Below are 17,565 nucleotides of genomic sequence, written 5' to 3' on the forward strand. Positions count from 1 at the left end.
TTGGTAAACTTAAGTGACTGATGCCTTTTTTATGTTTTTATTAAATTTATCGGAATTTTACGTTTATTGGCAATAACTTATATACATTATTATTTCTGAAAACTATAATTAGATATTAGTAAAATAAAATCTAATTAAAGGTGATTGAAAATGAATATTTTAGACATAATAAATAAATTTCCAAACCAAGAATCTTGTATAAAATTTTTAGAAGAAATAAGATGAAATAACAAACCAAAATGTCTTTTTTGTTTTAGTGAAAAAGTTAACTCTGTTTTAAAAGAGTCGCGTTATAAATGCAAAAAATGTCATAAGTCTTTTAGTGTAACTGCTCAAACTATTTTTCATCATACACGTGTATCACTTCAAAAGTGATTTATTTTAATAGTATTAATGGCTAATGCTAAAAAAAGTTTATCATCATCTCAAGCTTCAAGAGACTTAAATTTACGTTTAGCAACTGTATGAAAAATGATGCATAAAATTAGAAAGGCAATGGCTAATGATGAGATTAAATTATTAGCAAAAATATTAGAGATGGATGAAACATATGTGGGTGGAAAACCGCGTAAATATAATGATGTTGATAATAAAAATAACTCATTACGTGGTAGAGGAACTAGTAAAGAGTGTGTTGTTGGCATTATTGAACGAAATGGTAATGTTAAATTATTTCATGCAAAAAATAAAAGTATTAAATCTGAAGATTTAATGAAAATAGTTAAAGAAAATGTTGATATTAACAATTCTATTCTTTTTACTGATGAATATCGTGGATATTATAAAATGAATAAAATTTTACCACATGAACAAGTTAATCACAAAAAATATTTTTCTTATAATGGTATTCATACAAATACAATAGAAAGTTTTTGAGCAATATTAAAAAGAGGTTTTATCGGCCAATTTCATTGAGTTTCAAAAAAATGACTCCAATCTTATTTAAATGAATTTTGTTTTAAATATAATAACCGTAAAGAAAAAATCACATTTAAAAATATCATAATTAAATTATTTATTAAGAATTAAGTGTTAACCAATAAGCGTAAAATTCCGAAATTTATTATTAGGAAATTATTTTTTACCTAATAATGTAAACATTTTCTTTTTGTATACTTCAACACCAGGTTGGTTAAATGGGTCAACACCTAATAATTTTGCACTAACAGCACAAGCCTTCATAAAGAAATAACTAGCATAACCAAACATTTTGCCATCCATTGTATCCCATTCTAATAAAATATTTGGAGTTTTTCCTACTATTTCATCACTATGAGCTTCAATAGTTCCTTGTAAGGCAATATTATTAATTTCATGTAAAGAATGTTTTGTTAAATAGTTTAATTGATCATTGTTTTCTTTATCAAGTGGAATTTTGATATCTTCATTAGGTTTTTTGATTTTTATTACTGTTTCAAAAAACATTTTTGAACCTTCTTGAATAAATTGGCCCATTGAATGTAAATCAGTTGAAAAAACAACACTAGCTGGTAATAATCCTTTGTCATCCTTACCTTCTGATTCACCAAATAATTGTTTTCATCATTCACATAATATTTGCATTTGTAATTCATAGCTTACTAAAATTTCAACTGCTTTATTATTAGTTTTATGTAAATGATAGCGAGAAACTGCATATAAATAGGCATCATTAACATCGATTTTATCACTTTTACATTCTTTTGCTGCTAATTGTGCACCAGCAATAATTTCTTCGCAGTTAATTCCTGCTACCATCATCGGAAAAATACCAACAGGAGTTAAAACAGAGTATCTACCACCGATATTATTGGGGATAACAAAACTTTCATATCCTTCTTCTTTTGCCAAATCATGGAGTACTCCTTTTGCTTTATCAGTAGTAGCAATAATTCTATTATTAATAATATTCTTATTTTTCTTTTGTTTAATTAATAGTTCTTTTAACAAACGAAAAGCAATTGCTGGTTCAGTAGTAGTTCCTGATTTAGAAATAACATTAATAGCAAATTCTTTATCTTTTAAATATGATAAAACTTGGTGAACATAAGTTGAACTCATAGTATTACCCATATAAATTACTTTGACAGGAGCTGTATTATTAAATAAACCTTGCACCATATCAATTCCTGCTCTAGCACCTAAGTATGAGCCACCAATACCAATTACTACTAAAACTTGTATTTCTTTTTCTAGTTTCAATGCTAGAATTTTCATTCGTTTTCAACACTCTTGAAAAGTAATGTCTTTTTGGTATGCAAATGGAAAATCAATTCATCCTAATCAACCATCTTCATTTTTAGCATTACTTTCCAGTTCAGCGTTAATCTCCGTTACTTTTTCTTGATATAAAGTTGATAATTCTTTTATATCTAAATTAGTAAACTTTAAATTAGTTTTTATCACTATTCTATAACCTCCTTATAGTATTTAAAATTAAAATATTAATTCGTAATAATACTATTTAATATTTATAATAAAAATATAGTTGTAAAAATTTTGGATTGCAAGAAAATAATAAAAAATATTGCTATTAAATAGCAATATTTTTTATTATTTAGAAGAAAAATAGTATTTTAATTATTTTCTTCTTTTTTAAATCAATTATCAACAGTTTCTCTTATTGGTGCAAATCCTTTACCATTTTCTTCAATTGAAGAATTATTTTTTGCAACTAATCCTTGCTCTTTTGTACTTAAACTTAATTGTTGTTTAATATGATCAATACCTGTTATTTCTGCTTTAACTGATGTACCAATTGTAAAATAATCACTAACATTTTTAACAAATTTAGGGGTAATACGACTAATGTGAATTAAACCAGAAAATCCATTTGGACACTTACAAAAAACTCCAAATTCCTTTATTCCTGTTGGAGTTACGGTAATAATGTCGCCAACTTGAAATTGTTGAATATTTGATTCATTTTCTTCATTTTTAATAATTGTACTCATAATAAGTTAATTCCTCTTTCTTTTGTATAATTTAATAATACATAGAAACATTATAACATTATATTTAATCTTGAAGTTAAAATTAATATTATTAATTTTATGAATTTTTAAACATTAGAATGAGAAATTATTAATTGATTTTAAATTTAAAGATTATTAGAATATTAAATTTGTTAACAACTTGTTTGTTTTTAAAGAAATGAATGTTATTTGTAACAATATCATTAATTTTTTTACGGACTTCTCTCCACAAGTACTTGTGGAGAGAACAATGAAACTGAATGAGTTCAACATTGCTGTTCAGTTTGAAAAGCAATGTCTTGCATATATAGCAAATTTCAAAGAAAACAAATGTATTAGGTGTTCTAGTTTTAATTTGAATACTTCTGATTTAAAAAGAATAAGATGTTTGAAATGTAATCAAACATTTAGTATTCTTACGGGTACCATATTTTCAAGGTCACAAACATCTTTAAGATCATGATTTTATCTCATCTTTATATGAATAAACACCAAACATGGAATTCCGTCAACTGATGTTTCAAAAGAATTGGGAGTGACCTTAAAAACAGCATGGAGAATGGGTCATAAAATTAGAACACGTATTGCAAAACAAGAACCTCAATTTATTGTTGAAGGCATAGTGCAAATTGATGAAATGTATCTTTCACATATGGCTTTTAAAAAAGAAGGAAGATCCTTGAAAAATAAAACATTGATTGTTGGCATTTATGAAGAAACAACTAATAATTTAATTGTGAAAGTATTGAAAAATGCAAAGAGTAAAAGTCTTTTGAATTTTGCAAGAAGCCACATTTTTTCAAAATGTCATGTATATACTGATGATTGAAAAGGATATTGCGATTTCAAATTGGTTTTCCCAAAACATAAAACAGTTAACCAACAAGTTGGTTATGTTTCAAAAACTGGTGTAAATACCAATCAAATTGAATAAGTTTGAAAACATATAAGAAGAACATTTAAAACACATATCAAAGTTGCAAAACATCATGTTTATTTATATGCCAAAGAAGCTGCATATAAATTCAACAAGATACCTAGTTTTGAAATTGTAATGCTGTGTTTAATTTAAAAATGTGGGGAGAAGTCCGTAGATACGCTTTTCTCAGTATTTATGTACTATTTTTTAATTTTATCACATAAATACTGAGAAAAGCGTTTTTTTAATAGTTTTCTTTATTTTATACTTAAAACGGTAAGTTAAAATAGATATTTTATTTTATAAATATTATTAAAAATATTGGGATTTATTATAGTAATCCTGATTTTTCAAGTAATTCTTCTAGAAAAGTTCCCTTGATTTTTTTAATGCACCTCTACGGAAAATTTTTAAGACAAGAGGAACTTGTATATCATTAATTTTTTTCTTATCTCATAAAATATGAGTTCAATTCAATAGTACTCTAATATCATATGCTGAAGCAAAAACTTCTGGTATTCCTCTATCAACGTTTAATAATTTATAGACAGCTTCCATAACAGTTCTCACTGAATATTCGGTTGTAAAAACTGTATCATCTTCAGTTTCACTAAAATTACCAATAAATGCTAAATTTTTTGAACTTTCTGGAACTACTAAAGGACGATCACCAATTTCTCTTGGCATAAAATATGAGGTAATAAATGGCATATAAACTGGTACCACATTACATGAGTTTTTAGCAAGTTCAAAGATTTCTTCTTCAGGAACACCAATATGATATAATCACTCTTGAGCTATTTCCATGCCAGAAAATTCAGTAATACTTTTTTAATATAATCTCCTTCCTTATTTGAAAGTAATCCATAGATTCAAACAACTAATTGATCATCTGATTGGCTTTTAAAGTGTGGTTGACGATTTAAGAACCTGTTTAGAATCTTTTAGAGAATAAGGTAAAATTACTATATATTTTAAAATAAGAGGTATATATGCATAAAAATTATCCAAGTCATGTCACTAAAGAACAATTTGAGAACATAAGATTAATTTTAGAAAATGTCAAAAAGAAAACAAAACCAAGAAATTTAGATTTATATGAAGTATTTTGTGCAGTTTTATATGTATTAAAAAGTGGTTGTCAATGAAGAATGTTACCAAAAAATTTTCTAAAATGACAAACTCTATATTATTATTTTCAAATTTGAAGTAAAAATAATGGTAAAGAACCTAGCATATGACAATTAATTTTTTGAAAAATTAGTTAGAAAAGTTCGTATCAATAATCATCGAAAAGAAAAAACCAGTTTTTGTATAATTGATTCACAAAGTGTTAAAAATACAGATACTACTAAAAACAAAGTGAAATGGCAACCCTTTTTAGGACTATTTTTTGGTAGACATTTTTTCTTGATATTTAATGGGAGTTAAGTAGTTTAAAGTGCTGTGGATTCTTATATTGTTATATCAATTGATATAATCAAATAATTCTAATTTTAACTGTATTAATGATGTAAATTTTTTGTCATTAATAAATTCAGTCTTGAAAGTTTTAAAAGTTGCTTCAGCAACAGCATTGTCATAAGGACAACCTTTTTTACTTAAAGAGCGGGTAATATTGAATGCTAATAAAAGTTTGTTAATAATTTTATTATTAAATTCGTTACCTCGATCGCTATGAAATATTTGCATATCTTTTAAACAGCGATTTGATTGCATAAATGCTTGATATACCAATGATGCATCTTTTTTAGTACCTACACTATGTCCAACAATTTCGCGGTTAAATAGGTCTATTAATAAGCAAATATAGTTTCATTTACCATTAACTTCAACATAACTAAGATCACTGACAATCACCTCATTTTTAATTCTATTATTAAAGTTTCTATTAACAATATTAGTGATTTGTTCATTATTTACTTTATTACGATGATTTTTAAATGATAATTTAGTGTATTTTGACATTAAATTATGTTTATCCATAATTTTTTTAATTTTTCTTCTTGATAAATAAATTTCTTGTTTTTCTAGTATGACTTTTAATCTTCTTGTTCCATAAACACATTTGTTTTCTTTAAAAGCACTAATAACAGCTTGATCATAAATATTATTTTTGATTTTATCTTCTTTTTTCTTTAAATTAAAATAATATGTTGATTTAGAAATTTTTAAAAAACGACACATTGGGCGAATCTTATATTTTCATTTATTATTTGCAATAATCTCTACTTTCTGCCTATTATTAGTGCTGCTTGCTTTAAAATATCATTTTCCATTCGTAATTGTTTTAATTCTTTATTCATTTGAATTAATTGTTTTTCTAAATCAGAAAGATTATCTTTAGTTTTAAAACTTCCCGAATTAGTAAATTGCTTAATTCATTTATATGCAACTGCTCTTGTAACATTGTACTCTTTAACAAGACAAGATACTGATTTGCCACTTTGATATAAAGCTACTATTTGTTTTTTAAATTCATCTGTATATGAAGTAATATTGGCCATAATTATATTTCCTTTCTTTTAACAAATATTGTTATTTGTCTACATAATTAGTGTCCAATAAATTGTAGCCGATCCACAAAGGTTATGATGCTGGTAAAAAGATTTCAGGAATAAAACGTCATATTGCTGTTGATTCTCAAGGTTTACCACATGCAATTTACGTAACTACAGCAGAAAAAAAGATCGTAATAGTGCTATAATAATGATTCAAAATGAAAAAGAAAATCTTTCTACAGTTCAAAAAATAATAGTAGATGCTGGTTATACTGGTGAAAATTTGCTTCTGTAATCAAAACAATTATAAATGCGAATGTTGAAGTTGTAAAACGTAATAAATTACATTCTTTTGTAGTATTACCAAAAAGATGAGTTGTAGAGCGAAGTTTTGCTTGATTAGAAAAATGTAGAAGATTATGAAAAAATTGTGAAAGAAATTAAATACTAGTTTACAAATGGTTGTTCTTTCCTTTATTTCAATTTTATTAAAAAGATTCTAAACAGGTTCTAAGGTATAACTTAAAATTCAACTTGAATCGATAGCAGTAACAATTCCACCAGTTACAACTTTTTTAGCATATGGATCTCTTTTACTGATTTTTTCAATATAAGGTGCCATTTTTTTATCTAGAGTTGTTAATGTTGCTGAGATAAATGAACTTTCTTTTGGTAAATTTGCATAAAATTTTTCTGGTTTTTCAAAATTTTTACTTTGCTTTGCCAAATTTTCTCATAATTCTCAACTTCCACCTAATTGGAGTTGTTCACTAATTGGTGCTGGAGTATTATGATCACCATATGTTGTACTTTCAGTAATACTGCCATTGGTTACAAAAACGAAATCATTTTCTTTTAATATTATTTGTTGTTCTTTATTCTTTTTTTGAAAAATGATTTTTTTTGCAATTTTTCTTTATTTTCATTTTCTGAAATTATAATATTTTTTACTGTTGTTTCATAGTGAAAAACAACACCTTGTTCTTCTAAGTGAGAAATTAATGGTAAAACAAGTGATTCGTATTGATTGTATTTAGTAAATTTAAGTGCTGATAAATCTGGTAATCCACCAAGATGATGAATAAATCTCATAATATATCTTCTCATTTCCATAGCACTATATCATTTTTCAAAAGCAAACATTGATGATCAATATCATCAAAAATTTGATTTAAAAAAATCTTTTGGAAATACTTCTTCGATTGTTTTATTATTTAGATTTACTTCTTTTGTTAAAAATAATTCATGGATCGGCTACAATTTATTGGACACTAATTATGTAGACAAATAACAATATTTGTTAAAAGAAAGGAAATATAATTATGGCCAATATTACTTCATATACAGATGAATTTAAAAAACAAATAGTAGCTTTATATCAAAGTGGCAAATCAGTATCTTGTCTTGTTAAAGAGTACAATGTTACAAGAGCAGTTGCATATAAATGAATTAAGCAATTTACTAATTCGGGAAGTTTTAAAACTAAAGATAATCTTTCTGATTTAGAAAAACAATTAATTCAAATGAATAAAGAATTAAAACAATTACGAATGGAAAATGATATTTTAAAGCAAGCAGCACTAATAATAGGCAGAAAGTAGAGATTATTGCAAATAATAAATGAAAATATAAGATTCGCCCAATGTGTCGTTTTTTAAAAATTTCTAAATCAACATATTATTTTAATTTAAAGAAAAAAGAAGATAAAATCAAAAATAATATTTATGATCAAGCTGTTATTAGTGCTTTTAAAGAAAACAAATGTGTTTATGGAACAAGAAGATTAAAAGTCATACTAGAAAAACAAGAAATTTATTTATCAAGAAGAAAAATTAAAAAAATTATGGATAAACATAATTTAATGTCAAAATACACTAAATTATCATTTAAAAATCATCGTAATAAAGTAAATAATGAACAAATCACTAATATTGTTAATAGAAACTTTAATAATAGAATTAAAAATGAGGTGATTGTCAGTGATCTTAGTTATGTTGAAGTTAATGGTAAATGAAACTATATTTGCTTATTAATAGACCTATTTAACCGCGAAATTGTTGGACATAGTGTAGGTACTAAAAAAGATGCATCATTGGTATATCAAGCATTTATGCAATCAAATCGCTGTTTAAAAGATATGCAAATATTTCATAGCGATCGAGGTAACGAATTTAATAATAAAATTATTAACAAACTTTTATTAGCATTCAATATTACCCGCTCTTTAAGTAAAAAAGGTTGTCCTTATGACAATGCTGTTGCTGAAGCAACTTTTAAAACTTTCAAGACTGAATTTATTAATGACAAAAAATTTACATCATTAATACAGTTAAAATTAGAATTATTTGATTATATCAATTGATATAACAATATAAGAATCCACAGCACTTTAAACTACTTAACTCCCATTAAATATCAAGAAAAAATGTCTACCAAAAAATAGTCCTAAAAAGGGTTGCCATTTCATCAATTATTTGTTTACAAGCCTCTTCATTCAAAGTAAACTTATCATTATCTTCTGTTCTTTTCCCTTGTTGATGAATAAGTCGACACTTAGAATAATTTGGATCTTCTTTATTTAATCAGTAAAATTCATCTAAAACTGAAGCCCTTTCAATTTCTAAAGATGGAATAGAGCGAAATAAATCTCATAGACATTCAAAATGGTTTTCCATTTCTCGTCCACCACGACTAATGAAGCCCTTATCTGGATTAAAATCCCATCTAAACTACCACCAGCAATACTTAATTCTTCAAAAATATGGATATTTTCTGGATTCATTTTTGCATTTCTGATTAAAAATGTAGCAGCGGCTAAAGAAGCTAATCCTGCTCCTACTAAAAATGCTTTTTTATCTTCTATTTCTTTTCCTGGTTTAGTTTGTGCAAATGCTTCATAATTTCCATTGCTTTTATACATATAATTTGTACCTCCTATTTGTTATTATTTTTTATTTTTTTTGTTAATCATTTAAATTTTGTTTAATTTTATTAGTAATAAAATGAGCTAACTGCATACCAATTACTTTTGATGGTATTTCAGTTGGATGAACAGTATCGACAAAGAAGTAGTTATTAACTGTATCTAAAGTTACCCCGGGATTTAATTTGGGTTGTAAAATACCATCTTTTAAAAATGATTCATAAAAGCTAATATCAGTAGCTCCTTCTTTAATATTCATTCGCCTTTTACCTAAATCATTTAATGTTTGTTTAACAACTGATGAAAGTTCAAAATCATTAATTTGTTTTGGGTAATCTTATTTTAAAGTTTTTATCATTGCTTTTCATTGCGAATGAAAAATATTTAAAAGTTGCTGCTTTTGTCTCTAGGATAGGATCATTATTATAAGCAGGAGTTTCACTAATATCTGGAACATCAGTAACAACAATATTTGCTACATGATGTTTAAGTAGTCGCATTATTGATATTTTTTCATTAAGGATTGCAAAATCTAAATAAAGTTTTCATGTTAAGAAAGGAGAAGTTGTATCTTGCATTACTGCTAAAAGATCATTAGCCCCCATTACATATAGTACTCAATCATGATCATTAATATTTTTATGTTGTGAAAGTAAAGAAGTAACTTGTGCTTGTGTTGAAAATTTACTAACAAAAATCCGCCTGGATAGATACTATATCCTAATCTGGCAGCACCAACAGCATAATTTTCGCCAATTTGTTGATAAGTTTTGCCAACCAATGGTATTTTTTGAAATTTCCATGCTGGTGTTAAAGGTTTATGAAAATAATTTGCTACAACACTAACTGCATTTGGACAATTACAAAACTGATTATTATGATAAGGTTCTTCCATTTTAATTTCTTGAATTTTTGGAAGAATTTTATTACCTTTAAAAAATTGAGTTCCAGCCCCAACAAGTGCGCCATTATCTGATAAACTATCACCAATAACATATAAGTTATCAACTTGTTCTATAGCTTGTTCTCCTTTATTTAAAGAACAATGCTTTGAATTAATTTGAATTAATAGTTAATAATGATAATGAACTTAAAAGTGTAGCACATGTTAAGTTATATCAACGCATGTTTATTTGTCTCCTATGTATTTTTTTCATTATTTTTTTAGAAATATTTATTTTTTAGTATTAAGATTTACTAAAAATATCATTTTTTATTATTTAATTTTGGATTCATTTTGATAAAAAAATATAAAATAATTTTAATTAATTCAGTTTTTATAAAATTTAAGTGGGCATCAGTCACTTAAGTTTACCAATTAATATTTTCAATCTGTAATATAATTAAAAATAATTAATACAGAAGGAGAAATTATGAATTATAAAGTTTATTCAAAAGAAACAAAATTAGCCGTTGTTAATGAGTATTTAGTTGATAAAAAACTAAAAATACATGAAATTCAAGTCAAATATAAATTATCAACTCCAGTATTAATTTATAATTGGGTTAACCAATATCAAATTAAAGGTGAAAATGCATTCACCAAAATTTCTAAATCCCAAACTTCTCACAGGATCGATAAGAAAGATATTGAAATTAAACTATTAAACAAAGAAATTGATAAACTTAGAAAACAAGCTTTAAAAGATGAGGTTGAAAAAGAACTTTTAAAGGAGCAATTAGCCTGTGAAAAGAAATTAACAAGGGGAAAAAATAGTAAATTATTAAAATATAAGTGTTTTTTAATAGTAGAAAAATATAAGCAAAAAGGTCATCAATTAAATAAAATTATTGTTTACATAGCTATTAGCAAAACAGCATACTATTTATGAGTAAAAAAAGGTAAAAAGCAATATCAATCAAAAATTAATGATAATTTGATACAAGCAATAAACAAAATAGTTCTCATTAAAAATGAAAAAAAGTACATTAATATCACTAGTTTTGAAAAAGTAAGATTAGAGTTAAAAATAAAAAATAAAGGTCTTAAATGCAGTAAAACAAGCATAAAACAAATATTAAAAGATAATAATATTAAATTATTATTAGAACCTAAATCAACAAATAGAGTAGTAGAAAATAGTGATTTAAAAAATAATAAAGATTTATTAAAACGTAATTTTTCAAGTAATAACTTTCTTGAAAAAGTTGGTATGGATGGCACATGATTTAAAAATATAATTATTGGTGATAAAAAAACAAAATTATTAGTTGTTTTTGCTACTGATATGTACAGTAATTCAATTGTTGGCTGAAAAATAAACAAAAGTGAAAATGCCAAAACTGTGTTAAATGTGGTTAATCAAATAGAATTAGCGAGTGCTAAACAATGTAATTTTACGACTATTCAATCAGATTTAGGTTCTGCTAATACAAGCGAAATTGTTAGTAAAGTTTTTAATACAAGTACTAATCTAATTCACTCAAAAAGTCTATCAGGTTTTAAAGGTAATCAAGTTAGTGAATGTTTAAATCGTTGAATTAAAAGAGATTTTAAAATGATGTTTGGTAGCACTTTTGAAAGTATGGAAAGTTTTAATAAAATATTAGAAAAATTTGTTAGATATTGAAACAATGATAGAATAGTTATTAGATTGAAAATGCCTCCAAATCAATTTGTACAGATTTGAAGACAAGAAAGTAAACTTATCTAACCAATGCCACTTTATGACATATTTTGAATTAAAAGATAAATCTGATCAATATTTTCGTAAAATAGTGGGTATTAATAAACTCGTTTTTAACGAAATTTTAAATATTTTATTAGAACATCAAAAACTCAAAACTACTATTGGTGGAAGGCCATATAAAATGTCAATAGAAGATCGACTAGTAATGAGTTTAAGATATTTATATGAAAATCGTACATATCATAGTATTGGTGCTGAGTATGGTATGGTTGATACTACTGCTTTACGAAATATTCGTTCAATTGAAGATATTTTAATAAAGAATAATAAGTTTAATAATTTAACAAATAAAAATATTTTTTTAAAAAGAAGAATTAAAAAATAAAATTTTGATAATTGATGTAACAGAGGTAGAAACAGAACGACCAAAATATAACCAAAAAGATTGATTTTCTGGTAAAAAATGAATGCATACTGTTAAGTTTCAAACCGTAATTAATGCAAATACTAATGAAATTTTAAATATTTTTTCTGATATTGGTAAAAATCATGATTTTAAAACTTTTAAGAATTCAAAGTTAAAGTTTTTACCAGAAACTATAATTCTTGCAGATAAAGGTTATCAAGGTTTACAAAAAATTCATGCTAATACATTTTTACCCATTAAAATTAGCAAAAATAATCCTAAAACAAATAAAACCAAAATCTTTAATAAGATTATTAATAAAACTCGTAGAAAAATTGAACATGTTTTTGCATTTTTAAAATGTTTTAAGATTATTGGTTATAAATTTAGAAAAGCCAGAAAACGAATATTTTTAAGATTTAATTTAATTGCAGGATTTTATAATTTATCATTAAAACTTAAAAACGTTATGCAGTAAGTCTTATAATTGAAAAAATGAATATACAATAAAAATAAATAAAAGATAATTTGATTAATTAAATTATCTTTTATTTATTGATTGGTGTATTTAATTTTAGATTAAAATTATAACTTACTAATTAATTAGTAAAAATATAGTCTAATGGTATATCTCAATTATCATGATTAATTATATAGGGAATTTTTTGAATAGCAAAACCAAGCCCTATTTTACTAAAGTTAAATTTATTTTTAGATAAATAACGATCGTAAAAGCCTTTACCATAACCAATACGGTAATAATCTTTATCAAAAGCAATTAATGGCACTAACATACAATCAATTTGACTTCCCATAACTTTTTGGCAATTTAAACTTGGTTGTCCGATTTTAAAATCATTATCAAATACAATATCATTTCAACTATTAATAAAGTAAAATTCCAAATGTTCACCATTTATTCTTGGTAAACAAACTTGTTTTAGATTTTTTCATAATAATTCAATAATTTCTTTAGTTTCTATTTCATATGTTAAGGAATTATAAAGAGCAAATACATTATTTTGTTTAAAATAATGTGATTCAATAAATTTAATGAAAATAATTTTATTTCACTTTTGATAATTATTTTTAGAAACATTTTTTAATTTTTTTAAATAAATGGTTCTTAAACTAATTTTATCCTTAATTTCCATTTCCATTTTTTTCACATTCTTTCTCAATTATTTTATTAATACCATTAATACCAATAAGGGCACATTTAATTCGATTACGCTGTCTTGGTACATTTTTAAAAGCAATCATATTTTCAATTATTTTATCATTAAATTTCTTTTCTGATAACATTGCTTGATAATTAATAATAATTTCTTTTATTTGTGATATTATTTTACCTTCAATTAAAATACAAAAAAGATCGGTTGCTGCAGTTGAAATAGCACACCCAATTCCAGTAAAGCGTGCGCTATTAATAACTTTATTTTTAATAGAAATTTCAACATGAAAATTATCAACACATGATTCATTGTTTTGATGATATGTCAAACTATTTGGTAAATTTTTAAAACCTTTATTTTTTGGATTACTATAGTGTTCAACAATTAATTTGCGATAATAGTCTTGATTGTTATTAAAAGAATTCATTTAAAAAATCTCCTCCTTCATTAATCCCTTTTTTTAAAGCTATTACTAATAAGTCAATATCTTTTTTGCAATTGTATATGTAAAAACTAAGACGAATTGTTACTTCAGCGTTAATTATATTAGGTAATAATTTAGCACAATAAGTTCCGCTGCGTACGCATATATTTTGTGTTCCTAAAAAATTAGCAACATCTTTTGCAAATACTTTTTTAATATTAAATATTATGTTACTACTATTACCATCAATATTATAAATTTCAATATTATTTCCTAACTGCGCTGTTAATTGTTCAATTGCGTATTTTTTTAGTAAAATTTCATGATTTCTAATATTTTCAATACCAATGTTTAATAAATACTTAATAGCTGCACCTAACCCAAATACACCCGCAATATTTTGTGTTCCACCTTCAAAACGATAAGGACTATCTAATAAGTTAAATTTACCATTTTCATAAATATCACCATTCATGCCTCCACCCAATATTAGTGGATCTAGCATATTTAATCATTCGTTTTTTCCTCAAAAGACACCGATTCCAGTTGGACCAAAAACTTTATGACCAGAAAATCCAAAAAAATCAATATTTCAATTTTTAACATCAGTTTTTATATGTCCTATTGATTGTGCACCATCTATTATTACTAAAATATTTTTAAAAATTCAATTATCATTTTTAACATTTTTTTTACCATATTCTTTAATAAAATTAGTTAATGTTTCAGTATCATTTTCTATTGCTAAAGAATTATTAATATTTGCAAAAGCAACTATTCTAGTTTTAGGTGTTAAAACTTTTTTTAAACTTTCAACAGTAATGACTCCTTGTTTATTTGTTTCAATAAATTTTATTTTAATTTTTTTAGTTTGCATCAAACGATAAAATGGTAAGAGTAATGAACTATGTTCTAAAGTGGTTAATAAAATTTCATCATTTTCTTGTAAATGTTTTTCTAAGCCAAAAGCAATTTGATTATAAGCAAAAGTTGCTGAAGGACAAAAAACTATTTCGTTTTCGTTGCTATTAATAAATTTACTAATTCTTTTTCTAGTATCTTCAAATATATCATTTCCCTTAACAGCAAGTTGATAATCTTGACTATGTGGATTAATACAATATTTTTCATAATAATCCCTAACAGCATCAATAACTATTTGTGGTTTTAGTGAAGAAGCCGCTGTATCTAAATAAACTAAATCAGGTTTATTTTTAAAAAAGGGAAAATCAGTTTTAAAGGTATTATCATTAATGTTTATTTTTTTATTCATATTTACTCCTATATCATTACACCAAATATAATATACTTATACTAATGATTATACACTTAATTTTGTGCTAATTTTCTTAAAATTAAAAAATGAATAAAATATTAATTGTGGACTATAAAGTAATAATATTTAAAAAAATTAATATTTTAAATTTTTTAAAATAAATAATTGTTAATTAGTTATTTCATTTTAAAATTAATTAGAAAAAACTATCCCTTAAATATAAATTTTATGTTAAGATATCTTAGTAAAATAAATTAAAAAATCTTTTTTTTGCTATAGATTTAATTAAAAGGAGTGAATAAAGTGCGCAATATTCTTGCCTTAGTTGCAGCTTTCACGTTATCATCAACATCAACTATGTCTATTATAGCTTGTAATAATTCAAATGAAAGAGGCACAACTAATGTTTTCGACTGAAATAGTGCTTTTATAGATACAAGTACTACGACTGATACCTTTTTTAATTACTTATTAAATAATCCCAATAGTGGATGAGGTAAAACATTATATACTGATATTAATCAATATATTAATCTTTCAATTTTAAAAAATACTCCAGAATATAAAGATGATTATCTTGCTGCTTTGACGGCGGCTCAATCTGAAATGGAAAATAAAATAAAATCATTGCAAGCAAAATATGGTCGTTCATGAGAAAAACAATGAAAGAAAGTATTGGGGGATGATGATGTTAATACTTACATTGATAATATTTTAAAAAAGAGTGCTTTAGGTATTATTCAACGTAGTTATGTTACTAGTAATTATAAGGATTATAAATACTACAATCAAAATGAAATTAATATTTGATTAAAGGATTTATGAGAACAAGTAAAGAGTACTAATAATCCAAATGGTACTTATGAAAGTGTACAGCAATACATTAGTGGTAAAACAAGTATTACTGATGCTGGTAAATATTTTAGCAAAATTTGAGTTGTCGCTAATGCTAATAATTTTGAAAAGGATACTATTGCAAAATTAGATTATAATGTTAAACTTGCTAAAACATGAACTGGTGTTAATATTAGTCTTCCTGTTGTAAAAACTAGTGATGATAAGAATGATACTAATTATGAAACAGATTCATACAATACTATTGATGGCTTATTAAGTGATAATCAATCTAAAATATCTAAAGTAATGTTAAGAAATCAAGAATTAATTTGAACTCGTCAAATTGTTATTCCTTTTGACTCTACTGCTAAACCTTTACAAGAAAAGATTAATGTTTCTCAGTTTTCTCAAAATAAAACTAAAATTAATGAAATTTTAAAGAATATTAGTACTAATGGTTTTGATCAAACATTTACTGAAGAAAAAGGTGCTGCTACTACTGATGTTAGTAAAACTGGTGATTTAGGATTAATGGATATTACTAAATCTTCACAAGAGAATAGTCCTTTTTATTATTACTTATATCGTTATGTAACTAGTGCTGAAGGTGTTGGTAAAAATGTTGATGGTATTCAACGATATAAATTAACACAATTTACTTCACCAACTGACAAGGAAAAGGGTTTAGATGACTTAATTCCTTATATAGACCGTGATAGTATTAAAGATAAAGGTAAAGATGGTACTAGTCAATATAATGATTTAGTTTATATGAAAGATATAAAAGGACCACAACTTCCTGATGCTGCAGTTAATAATGGACCTGGAGTTGGTATTTTTATTGATACTGGTGGTATTCATTTTATTCAAACGCCAGGTATCACATATCAACAGCAAGACAAACCTAAAAGTGATGAATCTACTTATAATATAATTAAAACATTTAAAAATCATAGAAAAGATAATTATCAGTGAAAAGACTTAGCGCCATTATCTGAACGTCCAGGTGGATTATCTGATTCTCCTTATCTTGATTATTTACAAACTGGTTTTTTACTACAAAAATATACTCCAAATACAACTCCTACTTTTAATTTAAATGTTGCATTAACAGACTTTACTGGAGGAGCGGGAGGTACTGGTAGTCTTGGTGATGCAACTTGATGAGATTATAATTTATATTTTAATAATAACTCGAGTTTAATTCATTGAAATTTACAAGATATATTTGGTTCAAGTCCTCTTGATCCAACTGATAAGAAAATTAATGACTTTGTTGAAAAAATGAAAAGTTGATTTGACAAAACTAAAGAAAATCGTTGAAACAATAGACAAGGTATTAATATTAATGCAACATTTAAGGATAATATTATAAAAACTAATAATACATGAGATGGTTTTACGCAAGATGCACCAGTTGCTCGTATGGATATTAATATTGCTAATTATCTAGATGTTGTTGGGAAACGAACATTATGATGATATGATCCAAGTATTATTAGTTCTTAGACGGGAGGTAT

At 25.0% G+C, this 17,565-nt stretch carries 16 protein-coding genes and 5 pseudogenes; 9 read left to right on the forward strand and 12 right to left on the reverse strand.

Annotated elements, in window-relative coordinates; all coding sequences use genetic code 4:
- The first annotated feature begins 150 nt into the window (after nt 1-150).
- A complete protein-coding gene (locus AAHM85_RS06330) occupies nt 151-1,029 on the forward strand; it encodes an IS1595 family transposase (RefSeq protein WP_342261420.1) in 879 nt (292 codons plus the stop codon).
- A 45-nt stretch (nt 1,030-1,074) separates the two neighbouring features.
- Here AAHM85_RS06330 and AAHM85_RS06335 read toward each other — a convergent pair whose 3' ends face one another.
- On the reverse strand, nt 1,075-2,385 hold the full coding sequence (locus tag AAHM85_RS06335) for a glucose-6-phosphate isomerase (RefSeq protein WP_342261421.1): 1,311 nt from the start codon (nt 2,383-2,385) through the stop codon (nt 1,075-1,077).
- 170 nt (nt 2,386-2,555) lie between these two features.
- Nucleotides 2,556-2,933 carry a S1 RNA-binding domain-containing protein gene (locus tag AAHM85_RS06340; protein ID WP_342261422.1) on the reverse strand — a complete coding sequence of 126 codons (378 nt, stop codon included), beginning with the start codon at nt 2,931-2,933 and terminating at the stop codon, nt 2,556-2,558.
- A 259-nt stretch (nt 2,934-3,192) separates the two neighbouring features.
- On the opposite strand from AAHM85_RS06340, the gene AAHM85_RS06345 reads away from it, so the two are divergent.
- Nucleotides 3,193-3,888 carry an IS1595 family transposase gene (locus AAHM85_RS06345; RefSeq protein WP_342261423.1) on the forward strand — a complete coding sequence of 232 codons (696 nt, stop codon included), beginning with the start codon at nt 3,193-3,195 and terminating at the stop codon, nt 3,886-3,888.
- Nucleotides 3,889-4,204: 316 nt separating this feature from the next.
- Here the strand turns inward: AAHM85_RS06345 and AAHM85_RS06350 are convergent.
- Nucleotides 4,205-4,799 (reverse strand): annotated as a pseudogene (locus AAHM85_RS06350) (oleate hydratase); the annotation flags it as partial.
- Between the two features lie 66 nt (nt 4,800-4,865).
- Here AAHM85_RS06350 and AAHM85_RS06355 point away from each other — a divergent pair.
- A pseudogene (locus AAHM85_RS06355) lies at nt 4,866-5,088 on the forward strand (transposase); the annotation flags it as partial.
- 171 nt (nt 5,089-5,259) lie between these two features.
- On the opposite strand, the gene AAHM85_RS06360 reads toward AAHM85_RS06355, so the two are convergent.
- A protein-coding gene (locus tag AAHM85_RS06360) for an IS3 family transposase (protein ID WP_425289706.1) occupies nt 5,260-6,380 on the reverse strand; the annotation gives its coding sequence in 2 pieces (ribosomal slippage) (nt 5,260-6,137 and nt 6,137-6,380; 1,122 coding nt in all).
- A 77-nt stretch (nt 6,381-6,457) separates the two neighbouring features.
- Between AAHM85_RS06360 and AAHM85_RS06365 the strand changes: the two are divergent.
- Nucleotides 6,458-6,877: pseudogene (locus AAHM85_RS06365) on the forward strand (IS5 family transposase); the annotation flags it as partial.
- An 8-nt stretch (nt 6,878-6,885) separates the two neighbouring features.
- On the opposite strand, the pseudogene AAHM85_RS08480 reads toward AAHM85_RS06365, so the two are convergent.
- Nucleotides 6,886-7,619 (reverse strand): annotated as a pseudogene (locus AAHM85_RS08480) (oleate hydratase); the annotation flags it as partial.
- Nucleotides 7,620-7,696: 77 nt separating this feature from the next.
- Here AAHM85_RS08480 and AAHM85_RS06380 point away from each other — a divergent pair.
- Nucleotides 7,697-8,817, forward strand: a protein-coding gene (locus AAHM85_RS06380; RefSeq protein ID WP_425289706.1) for an IS3 family transposase whose coding sequence is annotated in 2 segments (ribosomal slippage) — nt 7,697-7,940 and nt 7,940-8,817 — 1,122 coding nt in all. Because the reading frame shifts where the segments join, the coding sequence is not laid out codon by codon here.
- Nucleotides 8,818-8,839: 22 nt separating this feature from the next.
- Here the strand turns inward: AAHM85_RS06380 and AAHM85_RS06385 are convergent.
- The 4 genes and pseudogenes from AAHM85_RS06385 to AAHM85_RS06400 all read right to left on the reverse strand — a co-directional run.
- Nucleotides 8,840-9,294, reverse strand: a pseudogene (locus tag AAHM85_RS06385) (oleate hydratase); the annotation flags it as partial.
- 43 nt (nt 9,295-9,337) lie between these two features.
- The gene (locus AAHM85_RS06390) at nt 9,338-9,556 is read right to left on the reverse strand and encodes a hypothetical protein (RefSeq protein ID WP_342261425.1); all 219 of its coding nucleotides are present in this window, start codon (nt 9,554-9,556) and stop codon (nt 9,338-9,340) included.
- Nucleotides 9,557-9,614: 58 nt separating this feature from the next.
- Entirely contained in the window at nt 9,615-9,875 is a 261-nt protein-coding gene (locus AAHM85_RS06395; protein WP_342261426.1) for a hypothetical protein, read from the reverse strand.
- Between the two features lie 26 nt (nt 9,876-9,901).
- Complete coding sequence (locus AAHM85_RS06400; RefSeq protein WP_342261427.1) at nt 9,902-10,192, reverse strand: hypothetical protein; 291 nt, start codon at nt 10,190-10,192, stop codon at nt 9,902-9,904.
- A gap of 478 nt (nt 10,193-10,670) precedes the next feature.
- On the opposite strand from AAHM85_RS06400, the gene AAHM85_RS06405 reads away from it, so the two are divergent.
- The 3 genes from AAHM85_RS06405 to AAHM85_RS06415 are packed head-to-tail and all read left to right on the forward strand — an operon-like array spanning nt 10,671 to nt 12,811.
- Entirely contained in the window at nt 10,671-11,951 is a 1,281-nt protein-coding gene (locus tag AAHM85_RS06405) for an IS3 family transposase (RefSeq protein ID WP_342261236.1), read from the forward strand.
- Nucleotides 11,952-11,964: 13 nt separating this feature from the next.
- Nucleotides 11,965-12,312: a transposase family protein gene (locus tag AAHM85_RS06410; RefSeq protein WP_342260488.1), complete on the forward strand. Its 348-nt coding sequence runs from the start codon at nt 11,965-11,967 to the stop codon at nt 12,310-12,312.
- 4 nt (nt 12,313-12,316) lie between these two features.
- Entirely contained in the window at nt 12,317-12,811 is a 495-nt protein-coding gene (locus tag AAHM85_RS06415; protein ID WP_342260487.1) for a transposase family protein, read from the forward strand.
- Between the two features lie 121 nt (nt 12,812-12,932).
- On the opposite strand, the gene AAHM85_RS06420 is transcribed toward AAHM85_RS06415, so the two are convergent.
- The 3 genes from AAHM85_RS06420 to AAHM85_RS06430 are packed head-to-tail and all read right to left on the reverse strand — an operon-like array spanning nt 12,933 to nt 15,205.
- Complete coding sequence (locus AAHM85_RS06420) at nt 12,933-13,493, reverse strand: 5-formyltetrahydrofolate cyclo-ligase (protein WP_342261428.1); 561 nt, start codon at nt 13,491-13,493, stop codon at nt 12,933-12,935.
- On the reverse strand, nt 13,477-13,935 hold the full coding sequence (gene sufU / locus AAHM85_RS06425) for a Fe-S cluster assembly sulfur transfer protein SufU (RefSeq protein ID WP_342261429.1): 459 nt from the start codon (nt 13,933-13,935) through the stop codon (nt 13,477-13,479). Before sufU ends, AAHM85_RS06420 begins: the two co-directional genes overlap by 17 nt.
- Complete coding sequence (locus tag AAHM85_RS06430) at nt 13,922-15,205, reverse strand: aminotransferase class V-fold PLP-dependent enzyme (protein WP_342261430.1); 1,284 nt, start codon at nt 15,203-15,205, stop codon at nt 13,922-13,924. The genes sufU and AAHM85_RS06430 overlap by 14 nt, the downstream gene beginning before the upstream one ends.
- 297 nt (nt 15,206-15,502) lie before the next feature.
- On the opposite strand from AAHM85_RS06430, the gene AAHM85_RS06435 reads away from it, so the two are divergent.
- Nucleotides 15,503-17,554, forward strand: coding sequence for a hypothetical protein (locus AAHM85_RS06435; RefSeq protein ID WP_342261431.1), 2,052 nt, complete (start codon nt 15,503-15,505; stop codon nt 17,552-17,554).
- Nucleotides 17,555-17,565 lie beyond the last annotated feature (11 nt).

The organism is Spiroplasma endosymbiont of Notiophilus biguttatus (assembly GCF_964030985.1).
Lineage (GTDB): Bacteria > Bacillota_I > Bacilli_A > Mycoplasmatales > VBWQ01 > Spiroplasma_E > Spiroplasma_E ixodetis_A.